This window comes from Sorangium sp. So ce302 (assembly GCF_051530145.1).
Lineage (GTDB): Bacteria > Myxococcota_A > Polyangia > Polyangiales > Polyangiaceae > Sorangium > Sorangium cellulosum_B.
In genome coordinates, this window is sequence record NZ_CP150326.1 from 5,907,501 (window position 1) to 5,925,064 (window position 17,564).

Sequence of the window (17,564 nt, forward strand, 5' to 3'; positions counted from 1 at the left end):
CAACCCTTATTCGTCCCCCTCCACAGAGCTTTACAACCCGAAGGCCTTCATCACTCACGCGGCGTCGCTGCGTCAGGCTTTCGCCCATTGCGCAAGATTCCCCACTGCTGCCTCCCGTAGGAGTCTGGACCGTGTCTCAGTTCCAGTGTGGCTGATCATCCTCTCAGACCAGCTACCCGTCTTCGCCTTGGTAGGCCATTACCCTACCAACTAGCTGATGGGCCGCAGGCTCATCCCCTGGCGCCAGCTTTCATGAAGAGGCCGGCTTTGACCTCACCTCCTTTCGAAGGCGTGGTCTCATGCTGTATTAGCGCTCCTTTCGGAACGTTATCCACCACCTGGGGGCAGATTACCTACGTGTTACTCACCCGTGCGCCGCTTTACCGGGGCCGAAGCCCTTTCTCGCTCGACTTGCATGTGTTAAGCGCGCCGCTAACGTTCGTTCTGAGCCAGGATCAAACTCTCCAGTTAAATCCTGTTGCATCAGACGGTGGCTAAGACCGCCTGACTTTGCTCGTCTTTATGACGTGCGAGGTCGAGCTTGCGCTCGCCTTTGGGACCCACGTCACTTCGTAGGCATACAATCCAGTTTTCAAGGACCGAGGAGGAGAGACCAGCTCACCTCGACCATCCGCAATCCGTGCCTGCCTCCGGCCGAGCCGGCTCGACTGTGGCTCCCCTCTCGGGTCGCCTCGCCGCGCCGCTCGCCTCTCGCTGAGGCTGGCCTCGATCGGACCAGAGAGACACAAGCCCTTGCTTGCCGACTCTCCGTCTCCGTCGTTTCGGGGCGGGCTTTTTAACCGCCTGCCCCGAATCTGTCAACCTTTTCTTTCGAGAAGGTTAACTTGTCACAACCACTCACATCCACAACAGCCAACCGAGCGACCCAGACCGGCAGCGCTTCCGCCGCTCGGTTCCCGATCCGCTGGTTCGAGGGCGGGCTTTCTAACGACCTGCCTCGAACCTGTCAACCCTTTCTTTCTCGTTCTCTTTCGAGAAGTCCGAGCGAGAAAGTTGACTCGCTGACCGGGTTGCTCGGTCGCCGGACTCTTCGAACGGACTCCCAAGGAGTCTCGCTGAAGTCGCCCGGTCGCCCTGCTCACCGACCGGTCTCGACCGATCAAGCGAGCGGCCCAGAGCCGCAGCGTTTCCGCTGCTCAGCTGCTGGTCCTCAGCTCGGGGCGGGCCTTTTAACGGCCTGCCTCGAACCTGTCAACCCTTTCTTTCTACTGGATCGACTCGGTCGATCCTGCCGACCTGCCACGGCCGCCTGGTAAGCGATCCGAAGGCGCAGCGGCGTCGCTGCTCAGGATGTCGGCTTCCGCCGGCGTTTCCGCCGACGTGCGACGGTGAACTTATCTATGTTTCATGAGGGTGTCAACGGGCGTGAGGCGCGGCCAGATGGCCTCGAGCGCTCGGTCGGGTGCGTGCCGGCGCCGCATCGGTCTGGTCGCCCTGCTCGCCCCCTCGCGCGCCTCGCCGCCCGGTGCGGCGCCGAGACGTCCGAGGTACCGGCCGCCCGCCATGTCACGGGACGACAGAACCGCCCAGGGCGCGAGGACGACGTCGCGCTCCTTGGCGCAGCGCGCGGCGCGCCGTCCGCCGGGCCCGGCGTGTCGTGCCGGGCCCGAGCTCGTCCCCCACGACCTCGGCTCGCACGAGGACGTGACGCTGCAGGAGCCCCTCCCGGGCGAAAGCCCGCCGTGGACGCTCTCCGTGCGCGGGCCAGAGCCGCGCGAGCGCACCATCGGCCGTCTGGAGCGCATGCGCCCGCACGCAAAGGAGTACGCAAAGGACTAACGAGACCTTCACTGCAGCACGGCTGCGCGTGCGTACCGCGCGCGTGCATCGATTGCGCGACGCATCCTCCTCTCCGCTGGCCTGACCTCTGCAGACACCGGCGACCCAGGTGGCACAGGGTAGGCGTCGGGGGGAGCGGCCATGACAATGCGCATCGGGGCGATGGCGGTGGGCTCAGCGGTTCTCGCGCTGGGCTGTATGGACCTGGATCAGCAAGAGCCGCCACGCGAAGGCGTGGCCGCTCTGCAGATACAGCGCGGCGCGCGGCTGGAGACGGCGCGCTTCATCGAGGGTGGATCGATTCCGTACGTGCTCGGCTTCTCGCCCGAGACCGGGCAGATCCTCGGCGGCTCGCACACGCTCCTCATCCCGCTGAGCGGGACGCGAGAGGCCATCGACGGCGCGAACCTGCCCACGAGCCTGCATCCGGAGCTCAGGGGGTCGTACGTGGCCCTGAACTCGAGCCTGCTGCAAGGCCAGTCCACGGGCCCCTTCGCCTCGCAGTGGTGGCCGCAAAACAGGAACGGCATCGCGGACCGGTGGAACTCCGCGGTCAAGGACTACGGCGATCTGACGTCCGATCCAGACAATCTCTCGCCGGCCGAGAAGTACGATCTCCTGTTCTACGCGGGACAGGGCCGGTCGCTCGATGCGCCCGCGGGCACAATCACCTTGGGGGTGGGCCGGGCTGACGGGCTGCGCGCTCCGCGGGCGACGCGCGTGGCGGGGCCGACGACGTACTGGGAGCTGAAGAACCACGGCCTGTATCAAGGGGTGACCCCGGAGTACTGGTGGGGACACTGCAACGGCTGGGCGGCCTACGTCGTCGCCGAGGACGGCGGGCCGCCGCAGCGCGACATCCGCGTGAAGCTCTCGGGCGGCAAGGTGACGACGTGCGATTCGGTGGAGACGGGGTGCATCCTGTTCCGCACCGCCGATATCGAGGCGCTCATGACCGAGCTGTACCACAGCGACTCGGCCACGGTGTCCGGGCGGCGCTGCGAGGCGCGGGAGGACCTCGTCCAGCGCGATCAGTACGGCAGGCCCGTCGATCCGGCGTGCCGCGACCTGAACCCCGCGACGATGCACATCGCCATGACCGGCCTCCTCGGGCTGGGCGCAAGCTCCATCAGCTCGACATCCAGCGCTCGGGCGCGGCGCGCGTTCGTCGTCGACTACACCTGGCACCGCGAGGTGTGGAGCTACCCGGTCACGTCGTTCGCCATCGACACGATGGCGGAGGTGAGCGCGCAGGAGGCAGCGCGGCTCGTGTGTAACGGCGGGTTCCAGGGGGCGGATTGCTACAATTACCGGTTCAACCCGTACGCGAGGCGCTTCGTCCGCGTCAGCGGGCGCTACGGGATGGTCTCGGACGAGGTGAGCGCCGAGCAGCTCCTCCAGCCCCCCGCGCAGCGCAACATCCCGGTCATGAACGTGGAGCTCCACTACGTGCTCGAGCTCGACGATCGGCTGGCGGTGATCGGCGGCGAGTGGATCAGGAACCCCGCCCTGGTCAACGGCATCAACGGCAAGTTGATGCACCCCGACTACCTCTGGCTCCCGGTGAGGGCGCAGGGGCCAGGGGAAGACGCCGACGATCTTGGCGGCTCCACGGACAACCCGTACATCGCATACTCGCGCGCGAAGGCGCTGCTGAATCTGTCGCGCGCTGCCGTGACGGGGAGCAGGCCGTCGGAGTGACTCGGAGTGACCGCGCGCCGACGGCCTCGGTGACAAGGCGCCGGGCATCCCGGTGAGCGCGCGCCGACGGCCTCGGTGACAAGGCGCTGGCCATCGCTTTGCCGGCGCCGCGCCGCCGCGCGCCGGTCTACGATGGCGCCGCCATGGTGCACCTGGACGAGACGTTCGCCGCGGCGCTCCGCCGCGCGGACGTGCGGTGGCTCGCCGAGCACGTCGACGAGGCGCGGTGCAGCAAGGAGATGCTCCGCCAGCTCGTCAAGCACGAGGACGAGCGCGTGCGGTACCTCGGGCTCACGCGGATGGCCCAGGCCGCCCGGCGTGAGGGCAGCGCAGGGCGGCGAGAGCTCGCGGCGCTGCTCCCGCGCACGCTGGACAGGACGCCGGAGGTCGCGCTGCTCCTCGCCGGGCTCTACCGCGAGCTGTGGCCCTCCCTCCCGGATCAGCGCCTCCCGGCGTGGCGCGAGGCCTCGCTCCCCGCCGCCGTTCGCGTCGCGTGGCTCCGGACCGAGATCCTCACGCGGCCGGAGGCCGTCCGCGGCGAGCCCGCCGGCGAGCTCCTCTACCAGGCGCTCCACGCGCTCGATCCGGCCGAGATCCCCGCGCCCGAGGCGCTCCTCCCCGAGCTCGCGGCGCGCCGCGATCCGGTCCTCGCGGCCGCGGCGCTCGACCTCACCCGGCGCTGCCTGTACGCGGCGCTGCTCGCGCCCGATCAGGCGCGCGCGGTGCTCGCCGCGCTGCTCGACGCGGCGGCGCCCGCGATCGTCGCAGGCGCGCTGCGGGAGCTCGCCGCGCCCTGGGCCGTCCTCGCCGGCGCGCCGCTCCCGGGCGCGCGCCTGGGGGAGCTCCTCGGCGGCGCCCCCGAGGTGGCCGCCGCCGCGCTGGAGACGGCGGCGCGCCACGGCGAGGGCGCCGCGCTCCGCACGTTCGTCTCCCGCGAGGACGCGCCGCCGCGGCTCCGGCAGCGGGCGCTCACGCTCCTCGGCGAGCACGCGACCCGCGAGGACGTCGGCGCCATCCTGAGCGTCGCGGGGGGCGATCCGCTGCTGCTCGGCCCGAGCGCGATCACCTGCCTGCGCGCGCTGCACCGGCGCGGGCACTTCCCCGCCCCGGAGCACGCGGCGGCCCTGCTCGATCTCGCCCTCGCCGATCCCGCGATCGCCGCGGAGGACGTCGCGGCGATCGCCTTCACCTGCCGGCGCGCGCTCCTGTCGGCGCTCGTCGCGGCGCCGGGCGGCGACGCGAGCTGGCCGCGCCGCGCCGAGATCATCGTCGCCATGGCACGGCAGGGCGCGGCGGATCTCCCGCTCGGCGACGCGCTCGCCGAGAAGCTCCGCGACGCGCCCTCGCCCGCCCCCCTCCTGCGCGCGCTGGGCGCCCTGCGCCACGCGGCCGCGGAGGACGACGTGCTCGCCGCCCTGCCGCGCGCGCCCGCCGCGGCCCTGGAGGCGCTCGCCGCGATCGGCGGCCCGCGCACGGCGGAGGCGCTCCGGGTCGCGCTCGGCAAGGGCGGCGCAGGCGAGGCCATCGCCCCGCACCTCCGAGGCGAGCGTCACCGCGCCGCGGCGCTGCTCTGGCACCTGACGGAGGATCCGGCGGACCGGCGCGCGCTCGTCGCCCGCCTGAACCCCCGGGACCTGCCGGCCGAGATCGCCGCCGACCTCGCCGGGGCCGAGGCGGCGGAGCTCGCGGTGCTCCAGCGCGCGGTGAAGCGGTGCACGCCAGCGGACGCGCTCAGGGCGCTCGCGCGCGCGGGCGACGCGAGCGCCCTGCCGGCCATCGCCGACCTGCTGCTCCGGATCGCGGCGGATCACGCCGCGGCGTGGGCCCCCGGCGGGCCAGCCGAGCCGCCCGATCGCGACCTCGACTGGGGCCCGGCGCGGCCCGCGGAGCCGGCGATCCCGGACGATGTCGCGGAGGCGATCCGCGGCCTCGGGCGGCGGCTCCATCAGCGCCGGAAGATCCGGCCTGTCTGCCTCCTCGACGCCGCGAGCGAGAGCGCTGCCGGCGACGCGCTGCTCGCGAGCCTCGCCCTCGATCTCCTCGACCGACCCGGCGTGTCCGCGGGCGAGCGCGCGCTCCTCGTCGACCTGCTGCGCTCGGCGCGCGGTCAGGCCGCGCGCTCGCGCGTCCCGCGCTTGCTCCGCCACCGCGATCCCCGCGTGCGCGAGCGCGTGATCCCGCTGCTCGCCGAGGACGGCGCCGAGGCGCTCTCGGCCAGCCTGACGCTCCTCACGGGCGCGGGCGACGTGCAGACGGCGAGGCAGGCGCTGCGCGCGCTCGGGGGCATGGGGGCGCGCTGGGCCTGCCCCGCCATCGCCGCGTGCCTCGATCACCCGAACATGAGCATCAAGAAGACGGCGGCCGAAGCCCTGGCGCGGGCGGGCGGGCCCGAGGCCGCGCCGAAGCTCGTCTTCTGGCTCGGCCGCCACGACAACCCGGGGCTGCGCGCGGCGCTCGAGGCCGCGCTGCGGGCGATCGTCGGGCCGGCCTGCGAGGCGACGATCCTCGCCGCCGCGGGGGCCGTGGAGGACGAGCGCGCCCGCGACCGGCTGCTCGACGCCCTGAGCGGCAAGCTGTCGGCGCAGGCGATCCGGAGCGGGCTCCGCCAGGGATCGGCCGCGGCGGCGCGGCTGCTCGAGCGGGTGGTCGATGGCGAGATCGCCCTCGCCTCCGGGACCGCCGACGAGCTCGCCGTGGAGCTCGAGGCGCACGGCCTCCCCGCCCGCGAGCGAGGGCGGCCGGGCGCCGCGCCTCCCTCAGGCGCCGCGGACGCGCCCGCAGGCGCCGCGGACGCGCTCGCTGCCGCGCTCGCCCGCGACGGCTGGGACGACGCGACGGCGCGGCGCCTGCTCGAGCGGCAGGCGGCGCTGACGCAGCGGTGGCTCGCCGCCCTGCGGAAGCTCGCGCCGGAGTGGCTCCGCCTGGCAGCGGACGAGCCGGCGCTGCGCGACGCGGCGCTCCGGCTGATCGTCCGCGCGTCCACCGCCCCGTGGTCGCCCGCCGAGGCGCGCCTGTACGCCCGGCACGCCGCGGTGCTGCTCGACGGGCTCGCCGCGGCGGCGGCCGATCTGCGCGACGGGCTGCTCCCGCTGCTCGAGGAGGCGGCGCCCGAGCTCGCGCGCGCCGAGGCGCTCGGCGTCGCGGCGCGCGTGCGCGGGCTCGCGCCGGCGCCGGGGGCGCGCCGATCGCCGCTCGCGCTGCTGCGGCGGTGCGGGGCGATCCTCGGGCGCGCCGACGTCGTTCAGGCGCTCGCGATGGCGCGCGCCGCCGCCGATCCGTGGACGGCCGAGCCGGCGATCCTGCGCGAGGCGTTCGGGGCGACGGCCGAGGCGGGCGATGGCGAGGGTCCCGAGGGCGCGGCCGCATGGCGGGCGGCGCTCCGGGCCGCGGCGCTGGAGCCGGCGGCGCTCGCGGCGCTCCGGGCGGGGCCGCGCGGCGGCCTCGGCTCGCGCGCGCAGCTCGCCGCGCTCATCGAGGTGTTCCCGGCCGCGGCCGAGGCGGCGCGGCCGGCGCTGCTCGACTGGATGGAGTCGCTCCAGCCGATCGGCACGCCGCCCTGGACCCTCGCCGAGCAGGCGGCCGCGCCGATCGGCGACGCTCGGGTGCCCCGGCTGTCCGATCTCGACCAGCCGCGCTCGGCCGCGCTCCGCGAGCGCCTGCTGTCGATGCTGGCCGCGCCCGCGCCCGAGCTCCGGAGCAAGGCCGCCGTCGCGCTCCTCTCGTGGCCGGAGCCCGACGCCCGCGCCGCCGCGCTGCAGGCCTACCTGCGCGGCGACATGGACGGCGTGGACCGCCCGGGGCTGCCCTCCCTGGCGCCCTCGCTGCTCGATCTCTCCCAGGAAGAGCTCCGGGGCGACCCGGCCGACGAGGCGCGCCGGGAGCGCGCAGCGCGCCTCGCGGACCTGCTGATGCCGCCGGAAGCGGAGCGCCTGTTCCCGCAGCTGCTCTCGTGGTGGGAGTCGGGCGCGCCGGCGACGCGCGCGGCGGCGGCCCAGGCGATCCGACGCGTCGCGCCCGACGCGCGGGCGGCTCGGCTGGTCGATCGCCTCCGGCAGGGGGCGTGGGGCTACCTCGATCTGATCGCGGGGGAGCGGCTGCTCCGGACGCCGGAGATCGAGGCCGTGGTGGAGCGCCTCCGCGCCGAGGGGCGCGCCGATCTGGCCGGGCAGCTCTCGCTCGACGACGGCCCGCTCCGGCCGCCCGGAGGGGGACGCGCTGCCGAGGACGCGCGGGCGCTGGAGGCGCTGCGCGCGCGCCGGGAGCCACGGGCGCCCGAGGCGAGCGACCGAGGTCCGGCGCGGCAGGAGCTCGTGCGGCTCGCGCGCGAAGGGGACGCGGAGCAGGCGCGCCGGGCGCTCTCGGCGCTGGCCGGGGCGCCCGACGGGGAGCTCGCGGCGCTGCTCGTGGAGCTGCTCGGCGATCGGCGCCCCCGGGTGCGGCTCCACGCGCACCGGCTGCTCCGCGACGCGGTCGATCGCGCCGCCTACCTGCGCGCGACGTGCGCGCTCCTCTCGGATCCGCTGCCGGACGTGGTCCGCTCGGCGATCCGGATCCTCTGCTTTGCGCCGTGGCCGCCGGCGCTCCCCGCGATCGTGGGTCTGCTCCTGCACCCGCACGCGGTCGTCCGCCGCGCGGCCGCGGAGGGGCTCGGGCACGTGGGCGCGCCGGCGATCCCCGCGCTCAAGGACGCGCTGGGCCGCGCTCGGCCGGACCGGCGCGAGGTCTATGCAGAGGTGATGAGGCGGATCGAGGGGCGGTGAGCGAGCGGGGCGCCGCTCCTCAGTTGACGCGCGGCCCCGGCGCATCCCCGGGCGCCGCTCCCGGCCCGAGCTCCCCTGCCCCGGGCGCGGCCGGCGGCGACACCGCGCCGCGGTCGGGCTCGCCGAGGACGCAGGCCTCCTTCCCCTCGACGACCTTGCAGCGGTAGTCGGCCGGGCATTTCCCCCCGCACGGCTGCCGCACACACATCCCCGTGGCCGCGTCGCACGCCGTCCCGGTTGGACACGCCGCGTAGCAGGTGTCGTACACCGCGCGGTTCGCGACGGTCGATCCGGCCGCACCGACGAGGGCGGCCGCGGCGGCCGCATAGCCGGTGCCGGTGACCCCGGTGCCTGCGTTTTCGTCCCGGGCGCCATCGCCACCAGGTGATGTCCGCACCGCCCTCGCGCCGAGAAGGAACTCCGGCGGTCCCTTCCGCGAGGTGAAGCACCCTGCCAGGATTCCAACCGAGCAGCAGGAGATCAGAAGGACGGTAATTCGCATAGAACCGAGATCCTCCATACACACCGAAACGATTCCACGACAACGCAGGAGCACACTCCGGTACCATCGACGCGATGCAGGGGAGGGAGACGAGGTGAGTGAACCTGTGCACCTAACGCCGTGGCCCACACCACTCCGCTGGGAGGTACCACCCAGGAGCTGGAGCGCCGGGAAAGCGTCGAGCCTGACCGTCACGGCGGGCGGCAAGACCGACCTGTTCCTCGATCCGGAGCGCACCCGGGGCGCGCTGAACGCGCCGCGCTTGCTCGGGACGCCGCACGGGGACTTCCTCGCCAGCGCGCGGGTGACCGTGGGCTTCTCGGCCGTGCGCGACGCCGGCGTGCTGCTCCTCTGGGCGCACGAGCGCTCGTGGGCGAAGCTCTGCTTCGAGCTCTCGCCGGAGGGCGCCCCGACGGTCGTCTCCGTGGTGACCCGCGGCCTGTCGGACGACCGCCGATCCTTCGAGGTCGATGCGGATCACGTCTGGCTGCGCGTCTCGCGGCTCGGGCGGGTGTGCGCGTTCCACGCCTCCACCGACGGGACGACATGGCACCTCGTCCGCAGCTTCTCGCTGGGCAGCACGGCGGAGCTCGCCGTCGGCTTCTCGGCCCAGTCGCCCGCGGGCGACGGCTGCACCGCGGTCTTCGACGACATCCGCTTCGCGCGGCGCCGGCTCGGCGACCTCCGCAGCGGAGACGCCGCGTACGGTGATGCGCTGGCGCGCGTTGGTCAGATGCCGCCGCTCACCGGGATCGCCTTGCCGCTCCCGCACGTGCTGTGAAGCGCGGGCCGCGCGATGGCGCGCGCGGCCTCGTCCGGCGCGCTCTCCTGCGGCGCCCGTGAGCGCGCAGGATCCGGCGTGACGGCAGCGCCAGGGACAGGCGAAGGCGCTCCCGGGTGTCCCTGGCACGTCACATCGCGACTCTGATCGCTGTCAGATGCCTGCGGCGCCGGGGCTTGGCTCACGCCGACGCCGCGGTTACTTGTACGCCCGGCCGCACGACCCGCGCGAGCCAATCGTAGCCCTTGATGGGCGCCCCGTCGTCCTGCACGACAACGCAAGGCCCAACAGGCCAATGCGCCGAGGAAAGCCGCGGCGCATCGACTACGAGTACGTGCGTCGGGGAACTGTCATCATCTTCTGCATCGTGGAGCCAAAGGTCGGCGCCATCTCACCCACGCCACCGGGGACCGGACGCGTGCCGCCTTCGCGCTCGCCTCCGAGCGCATCGCCCGTGCCTACCGGCGGCGAGTCGGATTCACCTGGTGCTAGACAACCTCAACACTCACACCCCCACATCGCTCATCAAGGCCTTCGGAACTGAGCGGGCAACGCGCTCGCCTCGCGTTTCACCACACGCCCAAGCACGCGAGCTGGCTCAATGCCGCAGAGATCGAAGCCAGCCTCGTGTCCAGGGAATGCCTCGGTCGCAACCGTATCCCAACCCTCGCGGAACTCCGGGGTCGCGTCCGGCAGTGGAATGCAGCTGCGGGCCGAGCTCGCCGCAAGATCAACAGGAAGTTCACCATCCGCGACGCCGAGCGAATTTTCGGGTCCGACTGATTCATCAGAATCGTGTCAGAGCACTAGGAGCGAGTCGAACCGCTTTGGACGAGGTCTCGCGTGCTGCGTAGCGAGGGCGCTCCTTCGATGTGCGGGCAGATCATCGTTCATAGCGCCGCCGTTCCAGGAGGAGCGGGAGGGGCATCGCGCAAATCGATGTACTGTCAACTAGGGACGGGGCCATCGAGGGCTCAACATTCCCGAAGCACCCCAAGTTTCTTTTTCTCACGAAGAAGCGACTCTCAGCCTTGCCCAGAGACCGCGACATCCCTCGGGAGCGTATACCACGGGAGCAGCTGTCCTGGGCATCCGTATTGCAAAGACACGAATCGAGGTGTGGCGCTGCATGTGCAACGCCACGCCTCGAGAAACAGGGGGACATATGGGCACATTTGGAAAGCTCCACATCGGACTCGGCCTTACGCTCGCAACCGCGATCAGCCTGGTGGCGGGCGCCACACTGGCTGGCAACATGAACCTGCAAAAAGGGGACCGCAGCGAGCGTTGCACCATGTCGGGAGGCGAAAAGTGGGCGAGGCTCGTCGTCGATAAGGTCGACAGGACCGCTCAGATCGTTGTTTGCTACCGAGAGCCTTTCATCAGCGCAGTACCGCCGGGACCGGACGACCAATCTTGTTATTCGATCAAAGACGCCTTCGGGTGTGATATCATCACGCGCTGATCGGCCGTTTCGGTAGAGCATCCCCATTCAGACGCTCTACTTTGCGCCATTCGCCGGGGACTCCGCCGGTGCAACGAAGATCCATGAGCACATGACGATAGTCCCCGGCGGCTCTGTGCTATCCATCACGCCACAGGCAATGTGTTGCCACATAGTGTCCAGCTCACCATTTGTGTTACTACGCGCTCTCACTGACTTTACCGCCTCCCGCTGCGGTGAATGCGGATGCGCTCGCCGCCGGCGGTGCGCCGGTGCTTGGTGAGCCGGCCAGCGCCGTACCGACGGGGCACACCTGTGTGCGCAGGTGCGGCAAGCCGATCCGCATCCTGCCCTCGCACCACTCGCAGGGTATCCCCCGCTACGTGCGCGCATATCATTCATGGGTGGCGCGTCGGGCCGCGTGCACCATGCAGACGTTCCGTAGGAGTCTCGGGACGGAGCTTACATCTGGCCGAAAGTTTACGGGACGGCATCTCCGCTGGCCTCACAGAGAGTGGCGGCCATGGGGGTAGCTGGGCGGTTACGGCAAGGAGCTCGCCCCTGGCACCGAGTCTGTGTGGGGGCGGCCCGAGTCGGCGAGCATAGCGACGAAGGGCCGCCCCTACCGCGCCTGTGACGGCCACTCGTCGAACCATCGGTCGCGGTAGGGACGGCCCTTCGCCCCGTCGAGCTCGGGCCGCCCCCCGCACAGATCCCAGCGAGCGGAGCTACCGCACTGGGCTCCTGCCTCGGGTACGGACGTCAAAGCGCTCGTCAGGCCAGGGATGCAGCACACGGGCGGGTGGGATCCACCGCTGCGCTAGGGCCGCCATCCGCGCCCAGTCCGTCCGGTCACGCTGTCCCCGACGTCGCAGGGTGCGGTGCCACGTACGGATGACCTGGCTGCGGAAAGCCGATAGCGCTAGGATGTTCGTCGGCACGGCATGGTAGGCGAGGAAGCCGCGCACCACCTGTCCGAGCCAACGCCCTTGTTCGGGGATGGGCTGATGCCGGCGGAGCTGCAATTCGGCTTTCACCTCCTGCAGCTTCGCCTGCATCCGCTTCTTCACCGTATGCCGAGCCAGCAGAAACTTTCCCGCCATGCTCTTCGCGCAGATGTGCGTGAAGCCAAGGAATGAGAAGGTCTCCGCTGCTCCTTTCAGGTTTCGCTCTCGCCGATTCGCATTCGCGAATCTTCCGAATGCGATCAGCCGCGTCTTGTCAGGATGAAGAGTCAACGCGAAGCGCTGGAATCGGCCACGCATCGCGTCGAGAAACTTCACGGCATCCGGCTTGTGCTGGAATCCAACCAGGAGATCGTCGGCGTAGCGTACGACGATCACATCGCCGTATGCGTGCCGCTTTCTCCACTGCTGAACCCACAGGTCGAAGACGTAGTGCAAGTAGATGTTCGCCAGGAGGGGCGACACCGTCGCCCCCTGAGGGGACCCCTGCTCGCTCGCGGTCCAGCGACCTTCCTCCATCACCCCTGCGCTCAGCCACTTCTGGATGAGGCGCAGAATCCTCCGATCCGCAACGCGATGCTCGACGAACTTGACCAACCATCCGTGATCGATGGTGTTGAAGAAATCACGGATGTCAGCATCGAGCACCCAGCTCACCTTCTTCCGTAGGATCCCGACGGCAAGCGCATCCAGAGCGTGATGCGGGCTGCGCCGCGGGCGAAATCCATAGGAGAAGCCGACAAAATCCACCTCGTAGATGGCGTTCAGCACCTCGACCACGGCTCGCTGGACAAGCTTGTCTTCCAGCGAGGCGATGCCGAGCGGCCGCTGCCGCCCGTCGGCCTTCGGGATGTACACCCTCCGAGACGGTCTCGCCCGGTACGCCCCTCGATGGAGCCGCGCGTGAAGATCGAGGAGGTTGGCCTCCAGGTTCTCGCCGTACTGCTCCCACGTCACGCCGTCGACTCCTGGCGCCGCCCTCTTCTGCAGCGAGAGGTACGCGTCTCGAAGCCGATCGACCGTGACGAGGTGGAAGAGCGCCGTGAACTTTGCATTCCTGTCCTGTTGTGCCCTCTGTCGTACACGGTCGAGCGCACTGGGCGCACCTTCGATCCGGCTCTGCGTCCGGGGTGCGTTTTGCTCGTCCGTGTTCCCCTTGGCCAGACCCCTTCCCTCCACCCCCTCCGCAGCGGACGGCTCCGCCTTGTTCGAGGGCTTCGTCGGTACTATGGGTCTGTCCGACTTCCGCGAGTCGTGCATCATCGGCGTCCGGCTCCCGGCCTTCCCGATGCGGCCCGCGGCACCATCCGGCGTGGGCGACTCGTGGATCTCCCGGTTCTCGCGCAGGAAGAATCCGCACGTGCGAGGGGTCTCCGACCGCGCAGGGCCGACCGGAGGCTCGCGGTAGCGCCCCCGGCTGTGTTGCCTTCCGCTTCGGATAACAGCGTCGGCGCCCTGGATTTCCTGATTTCGCGGCTCAATACCCTGCCCGTACGTACCTCTGTCAACGCTTCGCCCGCCCCCTTACGGGTGCAGGCGCATGACTCGGGGCCGTCGTGGTTCGCTACTCCTTCGACGTAAGGCGCTTTCATCCTCATCTTCCTGCCGGTTTATCCCGGCGCACTATCCGCCCGGCCAACGCCATCGTGGTCGTCGGCGCCGCGCGGATGGTCACGATGCGCTTGAGCGGGTGCCTACCCCCGCGCAGCGCTACAGCCTCGTTCGACCTGAATACAATCGCCGTAGCTCGGACGTCCGTCACCTAAAGACACACCCCTCTTCGAACATGCCATCCAGACAGCAACTTCAGGAACTGAAAGCGACCACCTCCGGGAAACAGCGGCGCGACACACGCAGTCGCCTTCATTCTCTTCCGCGTCCGGCTCTGAGTCGGACACGACACCGATGGGAATCCCCAGAAAACGACAGCAGCAACTCATCTACTCAGCATGGAGAGCCAGGAACATCGGATGTGACAACATCCGGGACCTCTAGACCCGTCCCATCTGGCCGGCCGCGCGCCGCGGGACGGCCCCGTCGAGTATGATCGCCTGTTCGATATCGAGGCCGCGCCGAGGGCGGTAGTGGCCATCCTGGACGCGGCGATATACTCGGGCGGTGCACGCTCGCCCCTCCGCACACCGCGCCGCGAGCATGACCATCGCGGCGGTCCTCGTCTACGCCTGCGCGCCGCGCGCCGCCCGCGCGGATTCGGTGCCGCTGGACGGCCTCGAGCGCGCGATCGCCGTGGGTGTCGGGCTCTCGCTCCTCCCGTCCGAGCTCGGCGGCGATCTGGCGCTCGGCTCGAAGGGCGGCGGTCGCTTCCTCGCCGCGTGGTCGTTTCAGATCCCCGTGGTTCAGGACGGCTCCGAGCCGAAGACGGCAGTGCTCACGAACCACCGCGTGGTGCTCGCGCCCGGTCTCGCGTTCGGCGAGCAGCGCGGCGCGACAGCGGGCGAACAGGCCGACGTGACGTTTCGCGCGCGCGCCGGCTACCGCGGCGTCTACCACCCGAGCGGCGGGGCGTTCGGCTTCCTGGCAGGCCTGGGCACGACCGTGGAGTTCTGGCCCGTGGTGCGCCCCTCGCTCTCGCCGGAGATCGGGCTGCACCTCGGCCCGTGCTGCTCCGACGCGTCGGGCAACGCGACGCTCATCCTCCGCGGCGACGCGTGGCTCGCAGGCCCCGACGCGCTTCGCGCGAGCGCCCTCCTCGGATGGGCGTTCTACTGATCTCCCGGGCTGTTTCCCTCGCTCGCCGGACCCGGTACGCTCGGGACCGATGCTTGAAGAGAACACCCCTCAGCGCCCGCCGGCCGGCGAGAGCGCGCGCCGGGTCGGCGCGCTGTTCCAGCCCTTCTCGCCGGGTTTTGCAGACGACCCAGCGCGCGCGTTCTATCAGGCGGCCCACCGGGAGGCGCCGGTCGCTTACAGCGAGGCGTTCTCGGCCTACCTCGTCACGGGCCACGCCGAGCTCACGCAGGTGCTCCGCGAGCCGGTCCTGTTCTCTTCCGCGCACATCCTCGACCTGCCGCCGGATCTGCCGCCGGAGGTGATCGCCGAGCTCAAGCAGGGCGTGTACGAGCTGCCGCCGGCGCTCTTCAACAACGACCCTCCCGGGCACACGCGCGCGCGGGCGCTGTTCTCCAAGGGGTTCACGCCAGCGAGGGTCGCCTCCCTCGAGCCGGCGATCGCCCGGGCCGCGGACGCGCTGGTGCGCGCCATGGACCCCGGCAGCGGCCCTGTGGATCTGATGCAGGCGCTCGCCTTCCCGCTCCCCTTGCAGATGAGCGCCGCCCTCGTCGGGATACCGCTCGAGGACGCGCCCCTGCTCAGGGCCTGCCAGGACGAGCGGTTCACGCTCTACGATCCGACGGCCGACACGGCGCGAAAGGTGGAGGCGGCGCGGCGGTTCGTCTCCTACGAGCGCTACCTGACCGCCCTCATCGAGCGGCGCCGCGCCGAGCCCGCCGACGACCTCATCACCGCCCTGATCGGCGCCCGCGTCGACGGCGAGGCGCCGCTGTCGGTCGACGAGATGATCTCGCATATCATCGTCCTGTTCTTCGCCGGCTACGAGACCGTCGCGAGCCTGATCGGATCGCTCGTGCTCCGCCTGCTGGAGGCGCCCGCGCTCTGGGACGCCATCGGCGGCGACACGGCGCTGCTCCAGGCGGCGATCGAGGAGACGCTCCGGATCGACGCGCCCGTGCAGATGGAGCCGCGGCGCGCGACGGCGCCCGCGGTCGTCGGCGGCGTCGAGATCCCCGCGGGCGCCACGGCGTTCGCCTTCTTCGGGGCCGCCAACCACGACCCCACGGTCTTCCCGAGCCCGGAGCGGTTCGACGTGACCCGCCCCGTCGCCACCCCGCGCGGGCGGCACCTCGGCTTCGGCTGGGGGGTCCACACGTGCATCGGCGCTCCCCTCGCGCGCATCGAGGTGAGGTGCGCCGTGCAGGCGCTGCGCGCGGCGTTCCCCGGGCTACGCCTCGCCGCCACGGCGCGACCGAGCTACGCGCCCAGCCTGTTCTTCAGAAAGCCCACGGCCGTGCCGGTGACGCTCGGCGCGGCGTGACCGCGTCCCGGAGATCAGGAAACATCCTGATGCTGTGCCGAGGGACGGCACATCGCAGGAGGCAAAGCACCATGACAAGAGATCTTCGGGCGCGCATCATGCACGTCGTGGGAGCCGGCATGTTCACCGGCCTGTCGTTGGCTGTCGGCTGCGTCGATGGCGCCGTGGAGGGCACGGAGACAGGTACGGGCGCGGGTGGTCAGGGCGGCGCCGGCGGTCAGAGCAACGCTGCGGGTCAGGGCGGCACCGCGGGTCAGGGCGGCGCTGCGGGTCAAGGCGGCGCCGGCGGTCAGAGCAGCGTCCAGACGAGGTGCTTCTCGCTGGAAGAGATCCAGGCAAACGCCGGCGACGGGGACGGCGGGGCCGGCGGCGCGGGAGGGAGCGCCGAGGCCTGCCCGAGCGACTACCATCCGAACCCCGTGTCCTGCGTGAGCTACGAGAATGGCCGGCTGGAGGACGGTCAGTGCTGCTACGACGTCGACGACCCGGGCATCGGCGCCTGCGGCCGCCCGTTCCTCGTGGGCGGCGAGCCGCGCCTGGCCGGCGTCGAGGCGCGCGCCGACTGGGTGCTCGATCCTGCGGCGGACGACGTGACAGCGCTCGATCCCGCGACGCGCGCCGCCCTCGCCGAGGCGTGGCTCGCCGACGCGCGCCTGGAGCACGCCTCGATCGCGTCCTTCGCGCGCTTCACGCTCGATCTGCTCGCCCTCGGCGCGCCGCCCGCCCTGATCGACGCCGCGCACCGCGCCCTGTCGGACGAGCTGCAGCACGCGAGGGCGTGCTTCACGCTCGCGAGCCGCTACGCCGGCCGGCCGCTCGGCCCGGGGCCGATGGCCATGGACGGCGCGCTCGGCGCGCCCACGCTCGCCGGCGCCGCGGCCAGCGCGGTGCGCGAGGGCTGCGTGGGCGAGACGCTCGCCGCACTCCTGGCCAGCGCGCAGCGGGACCGCGCGCGCGACCCCGAGGCGCGCCGTAGCCTCGACAGGATCGCGGCCGACGAGGCCGCTCACGCCGAGCTCGCGTGGGCGTTCGTGCGCTGGGCCGTGGCGCGCGGCGGCGAGCCGGTGCGCGCGGCCGTGGCGCGCGCGTTCGACGAGGCGCTCGCTCAGGTGCGCGGCGCGGACCTCGGCGAGCGCGCCGGGATCGACGCCGCCGCATGGCGCGACCACGGCCGGCTCACCGAGGCGGAGCGGGCGCGCTGCCACCTAAACGCCGTGCGCGCCGTGATCGCGCCGTGCGCAGAGGCGCTGTTGTCCGCGCCCCTCTCCACTCCCTCGCCCGACGCCAGCCCCGGCGCCGCGGCGTGGCCCTCGTGAGAGGATCCAAGAAAGCATCCCTGCCCCTGGCCCGGTTCGCGTCCGTCGAGATCAGGCGAACTCAGCCGAGATCAGTGGACATCAGGCGACATCAGGCGACGTCAGTCGACGTTGGGGCTCGCCGCGACGGCGCGCTCATGACCCAGCAGTTTCAAGCAGTTGTCGACAGATGGCGGCAGCAAAAAAACATCGCTGAGCGTGTCGATCTCGGGCCCGCCCGTTC

9 protein-coding genes and 1 rRNA gene (1 of these 10 only partly in view) are annotated in these 17,564 nt (G+C 71.5%); 7 read left to right on the forward strand and 3 right to left on the reverse strand.

Features of this window, described 5'->3' with window-relative positions; translation table 11 throughout:
• A 16S ribosomal RNA gene (locus tag WME73_RS22415) occupies positions 1 to 471 on the reverse strand (it extends 1,086 nt beyond the left edge of the window).
• 1,470 nt (positions 472 to 1,941) lie between these two features.
• Between WME73_RS22415 and WME73_RS22420 the strand changes: the two genes are divergently transcribed.
• Positions 1,942 to 3,501 carry a hypothetical protein gene (locus tag WME73_RS22420; protein WP_437916989.1) on the forward strand — a complete coding sequence of 520 codons (1,560 nt, stop codon included), beginning with the start codon at positions 1,942 to 1,944 and terminating at the stop codon, positions 3,499 to 3,501.
• Positions 3,502 to 3,644: 143 nt separating this feature from the next.
• Entirely contained in the window at positions 3,645 to 8,261 is a 4,617-nt protein-coding gene (locus WME73_RS22425; protein WP_437916990.1) for a HEAT repeat domain-containing protein, read from the forward strand.
• A 19-nt stretch (positions 8,262 to 8,280) separates the two neighbouring features.
• Here WME73_RS22425 and WME73_RS22430 read toward each other — a convergent pair whose 3' ends face one another.
• Positions 8,281 to 8,763: a hypothetical protein gene (locus WME73_RS22430; protein ID WP_437916991.1), complete on the reverse strand. Its 483-nt coding sequence runs from the start codon at positions 8,761 to 8,763 to the stop codon at positions 8,281 to 8,283.
• A 94-nt stretch (positions 8,764 to 8,857) separates the two neighbouring features.
• Here WME73_RS22430 and WME73_RS22435 point away from each other — a divergent pair, with 94 nt between their 5' ends.
• Entirely contained in the window at positions 8,858 to 9,544 is a 687-nt protein-coding gene (locus WME73_RS22435) for a DUF1349 domain-containing protein (RefSeq protein ID WP_437747415.1), read from the forward strand.
• Between the two features lie 1,165 nt (positions 9,545 to 10,709).
• Positions 10,710 to 11,009, forward strand: a complete 300-nt coding sequence (locus WME73_RS22440) for a hypothetical protein (RefSeq protein ID WP_437916992.1) — start codon at positions 10,710 to 10,712, stop codon at positions 11,007 to 11,009.
• A 707-nt stretch (positions 11,010 to 11,716) separates the two neighbouring features.
• On the opposite strand, the gene ltrA is transcribed toward WME73_RS22440, so the two are convergent.
• Positions 11,717 to 13,216, reverse strand: coding sequence for a group II intron reverse transcriptase/maturase (gene ltrA, locus WME73_RS22445; RefSeq protein ID WP_437916993.1), 1,500 nt, complete (start codon positions 13,214 to 13,216; stop codon positions 11,717 to 11,719).
• An 855-nt stretch (positions 13,217 to 14,071) separates the two neighbouring features.
• On the opposite strand from ltrA, the gene WME73_RS22450 reads away from it, so the two are divergent.
• The 3 genes from WME73_RS22450 (at position 14,072) to WME73_RS22460 (ending at position 17,341) form a co-directional block, all read left to right on the forward strand.
• Complete coding sequence (locus WME73_RS22450) at positions 14,072 to 14,683, forward strand: hypothetical protein (RefSeq protein WP_437916994.1); 612 nt, start codon at positions 14,072 to 14,074, stop codon at positions 14,681 to 14,683.
• 49 nt (positions 14,684 to 14,732) lie between these two features.
• Positions 14,733 to 16,025, forward strand: coding sequence for a cytochrome P450 (locus WME73_RS22455; RefSeq protein WP_437916995.1), 1,293 nt, complete (start codon positions 14,733 to 14,735; stop codon positions 16,023 to 16,025).
• Between the two features lie 71 nt (positions 16,026 to 16,096).
• On the forward strand, positions 16,097 to 17,341 hold the full coding sequence (locus WME73_RS22460; protein WP_437916996.1) for a ferritin-like domain-containing protein: 1,245 nt from the start codon (positions 16,097 to 16,099) through the stop codon (positions 17,339 to 17,341).
• Positions 17,342 to 17,564 lie beyond the last annotated feature (223 nt).